The sequence below is a fragment of the Pseudothermotoga sp. genome (assembly GCA_025060105.1).
Lineage (GTDB): Bacteria > Thermotogota > Thermotogae > Thermotogales > DSM-5069 > Pseudothermotoga_A.
In genome coordinates this window covers 1-3,842 of the sequence record JANXCS010000017.1, presented here as the reverse complement: position 1 = coordinate 3,842, position 3,842 = coordinate 1, and the positions used below count along the sequence as shown (strand labels likewise).

Sequence of the window (3,842 nt, the reverse complement as noted above, 5' to 3'; positions counted from 1 at the left end):
TTTCTTCAGCTATAGAAAAAGATCAGCTCGTTCACGTGATAGGACCAGGTGGACACTCTAACATGGGGGCCGAAGAGCTCTTTTACAGAGCCGGAGGATTGGTACCTGTCAATGCGATCCTCGATCCTGGCACACTGTTGGCGATGGGTGCCAGACGGTCAACGATCGTGGAAAGAACCCCAGGTTATGGTGTATCAGTTCTCAACGCTTACAATGTTAAAGATGGTGTTTTGATCATCGTGAACGCCTATGGGATCAACGCAATGTGCATAGATGTGGCTCTAGAGGCTAAAAGGAGGTCGGTACCAACGATAGGTGTGACCAGCAGGGAATTCGCCAGTAAAGTCCCAGCGGATCATCCTGCAAGACACCCAACCAAATTCAATCTCTGTGATGTTGTGGATGTACACATAGACAATCACATGCCTTATGGCGATGCTGTCATTGAAGTTGGAGAAATAGGCAAGAAAATTGGACCTGTTTCGACTTTGCTGAATCTTTTTGTTTTGAACTTGCTCGTGATAAGAACCGTCGAGATACTCGTTTCTAAAGGTATCGAAGCACCAATCTGGACGAGTGCCAATGTTCCAGGTGGAGATAAAGCTAACCAAATGTATTTTGAAAAATATTCGGGGAGGATAAAACTGCTTTGAAGAATCGAGAGGGATTTCGATGAAACGAATGCTGATAGGAAATCTAGTGACACCCCACAGGACGATCGAGAACGGGGTCGTTTTGGTTGAGGATGACAAGATTGTGGGTGTTGGAACCTGGGAAGAATTCAAGAACACAAGTGTTGATGAAACGTTGGACTTCCCCGGTTGCTACGTTTCTCCCGGGTTCATTGATATACACGTCCACGGCGGTGGAGGCAGCGACACGATGGACGCCACCGTTGAGGCTTTACTCAATATAACTCGTACTCACGCTAAAGGTGGTACAACTGGCCTTTACCCCACAACACTCACAGCTCCATTTGAGAACATCTTGGAAAGTTTGGTCGCGTTGAGAAAGGCTATGGATTTGAATCCCAGCGAAGAAACAGGTGCGAAGATACTCGGAGCACATGTTGAAGGCCCATACTTCAATGAATCACAAGTAGGAGCTCAGAATCCAAAATATCTCAGAAAACCCTCTTTAGATGAGGCGAAAATCCTGCTCGAAACAGGTGTAGTCAGAAGGATCTCGATGGCGCCAGAGTTACCAGGCGCGCTGGATGTCGCAAGATTTTTTTCACGACATGGTGTTTTGGTCTCCATAGCACATTCAAACGCAACTTACCAAGAAGTTTTAATGGCAATTGAGAATGGATTTTCCCATGTGACACACGTGTTCTCTGGGATGTCAAGCGTTCGGAGAATCAACTCTTACAGAATTGCTGGTGTTTTGGAGTCCACGCTCCTTCTCGATGAGTTAACTACGGAGATGATTGCCGATGGTCATCATTTACCACCGTCTTTGATGAGACTCGTTATCAAAACCAAGAAACCCGATCGCGTTTGTGGTATCACCGATGCTATCTCTGCCACTGGTTTTGGCCCTGGTAACTACACGCTTGGAGGTCTCAACGTGGTTGTCGAACGTGATGTCATAGAAGACTTCGAAATCTCACCGGAAGGATGTGTGGCGAAACTGTCCAACAGACAAGCGTTTGCAGGCAGTGTTGCACTGATGATCGATATCGTGAGAAACTTGGTTTTCTATGCTGGTCTAACTATCACGGAAGCTGTGAAAATGGTGACGAATGTCCCTGCAAGGATAATGAACATACACGCTCATAGAGGAACGTTGTCCCAGGGGAAATTTGCAGATATAACGATTTTCGATCAAAACTTTCAGGTGATACTCACAATGGTTGAAGGAAAAATCGTCTATCACAGAAATTCTAGATAGCTATCAAACAAAAATATTCCCATTATCTTGACAGTCCTTTTTTCATTTTGCGTTTTGGATCAGATCTGAAGCGGTTCAATTTGGCCCTTAAAGAACCCTCTGTGATGATTCAGAATGAAAAGGTGTCAAAGGCTTGAAGGCTGACGAAGATGTTTGAATCTCATCTATTGTCAATCGGTTCAGCAAAGCGGTTTATGTTCTTCAAAGCTTCTCTCACTGGAGAAAGGGTGGATGAATTAAAATCGAAAAGGTCTCTTTGACTTGCTGAGTCGATACCAGGCAAGTTCTCAAGGGCAAGAGCGATCCTGAACTTTGCCTTTTTAAAAGTACCCGTATCCTCCTCGGGAGGAATAGTTCCAGCGATCACAGAGATTTTCGACTCGACCAGTTCGAACTGTCTAGCAGGAACGGGCAACTCAGCTCTCGACAAAGCATCTCTGACACGCTTAAAAGTTTCGTTCGAATTTTCGTCGGCATCCAGGAATATCATCAATAGCTTCAAACGATCGAATCCTGGTACTTTTTCGAGGATTTTTATGGTTTTCAGAAGTTCTTCCTTACCTCCACTGGGCCAGATATCGTAAAGTTCGTGATCGATTTGAAGATGTTTCAATAGACTGTTGAAAAATTTCTCATCGGTCACACCTTCGACGAGTATCAAGCAAGGCTTTTCTATCTGTTTTGGTTTTTCCTTTGTGTTTTTTGCCACAGAGGCTTTACCTCACTTCCAAATCTTGTTCTATAGATATTTGAATAGATATTTGAAAGCTTTCCCCGTCATAACGTATCACACGGTTCTTCTTTCCCACTTGCTCTAGACGGTAAAGGGAAAAATCGAAAACTGTATCGTTCGAAAACACTTCGTATGCAGCCTTCAGACATTCAAGGCTGTGCGTCATTGCTACGATTTGAACATCGAGCTTGCGAGCCAATTCTTTGAAGATCTCCCAGATTTTTTTCAACGCGCTGTGATGAAGTCCATTTTCGAATTCATCTATGAGGACAACACCTTTTTGGCTTTTGAGAATGGCCAAAGTTTTCACCAATACCACGATCAGGCCGTTTCCCACTTGACCGATGGGGAGTCTCGCCGATATATCCTTGATCCCTACGTACAAATCATCCCTAGCAAGTTGAAAATCTTCAAGTTTCGGCTCTATGACTTTCAACACCTCGATCAACTTCGTTTCCATCTTCAATTTGAATATATCTTCCAAGTTGGGCCAGAACCATCGTTGCTTCCATTCGTTGGTTAGATATGGGGGAACAAAAGTGCAGTTGATGTCGGATGAAACCGGATCTTTGCTCAAGATTGGTTGATGAGCCCCTGGGATCATTGTCATGAAATACTCATCTTCAGATTTTTCTTTCGTCTCAAAGTTTTCAAAACTCAGCTTGATACTCAACGTTTGAGGGTGTGTATCAGCAAATTTGAGTTGTTCTATCATCGATGGAAGAACTTTGCTCAAAGTTTTCTTTTCTTCAGTTACTTCGATGCTCCATCTTTGGGTTTCCGTTTCTCCAGACAAGATAATGGGCTCAGAAACATTTGCGTTCGAAAACAAATACTGCCAGAAGGATTCAAAGATCGAACCAGAAAGAGGTCTGGACACGAAAGGTGACAGGAAAGATGGTACATTCCTCTTACAAGAATGAATGAACAGAGCCTCAAGGAGGTTGGTTTTACCGGAGTTGTTCTTACCAACGATCAGATTGAAACGATTCAAATCGAGAAGTTCCAGATCGTACAAGTTTTTGTAGTTTTTAAAGCTGAATCTTTCGTATTACATTTGTCAAACTCATCTTTTTGTGGTATGATCTAATCAAAAGGTGAAGGCCGTGAATGGCATTGGATTGTTCGGCATTCTGAGTGTTGTTCATCACCATCACGTGTTTGACCCGGTAGTTTCACCACCGGGTGTTACGTGATGGTGGGATGAAAGGAAACT

At 43.7% G+C, this 3,842-nt stretch carries 4 protein-coding genes; 2 read left to right on the top strand and 2 right to left on the bottom strand.

Annotated features, from left to right (window positions below):
* Positions 1-653 (top strand): sugar isomerase domain-containing protein (locus NZ875_09655; GenBank protein ID MCS7176000.1); only part of this gene is annotated, 653 nt, incomplete at its 5' end.
* 19 nt (positions 654-672) lie between these two features.
* Positions 673-1,893 carry an N-acetylglucosamine-6-phosphate deacetylase gene (nagA, locus tag NZ875_09650; GenBank protein MCS7175999.1) on the top strand — a complete coding sequence of 407 codons (1,221 nt, stop codon included), beginning with the start codon at positions 673-675 and terminating at the stop codon, positions 1,891-1,893.
* Positions 1,894-2,053: 160 nt separating this feature from the next.
* On the opposite strand, the gene NZ875_09645 is transcribed toward nagA, so the two are convergent.
* Both NZ875_09645 and NZ875_09640 read right to left on the bottom strand, forming a co-directional pair.
* The gene (locus NZ875_09645; GenBank protein MCS7175998.1) at positions 2,054-2,602 is read right to left on the bottom strand and encodes a hypothetical protein; all 549 of its coding nucleotides are present in this window, start codon (positions 2,600-2,602) and stop codon (positions 2,054-2,056) included.
* Positions 2,603-2,609: 7 nt separating this feature from the next.
* The gene (locus tag NZ875_09640) at positions 2,610-3,644 is read right to left on the bottom strand and encodes an ATP-binding protein (protein MCS7175997.1); all 1,035 of its coding nucleotides are present in this window, start codon (positions 3,642-3,644) and stop codon (positions 2,610-2,612) included.
* Positions 3,645-3,842: the final 198 nt, after the last annotated feature.

Excerpts from the sequence above, each read along its gene's own strand:
- nagA (MCS7175999.1), top strand. The coding sequence starts at position 673 with ATGAAACGAATGCTGATAGGAAATCTAGTGACACCCCACAGGACGATC.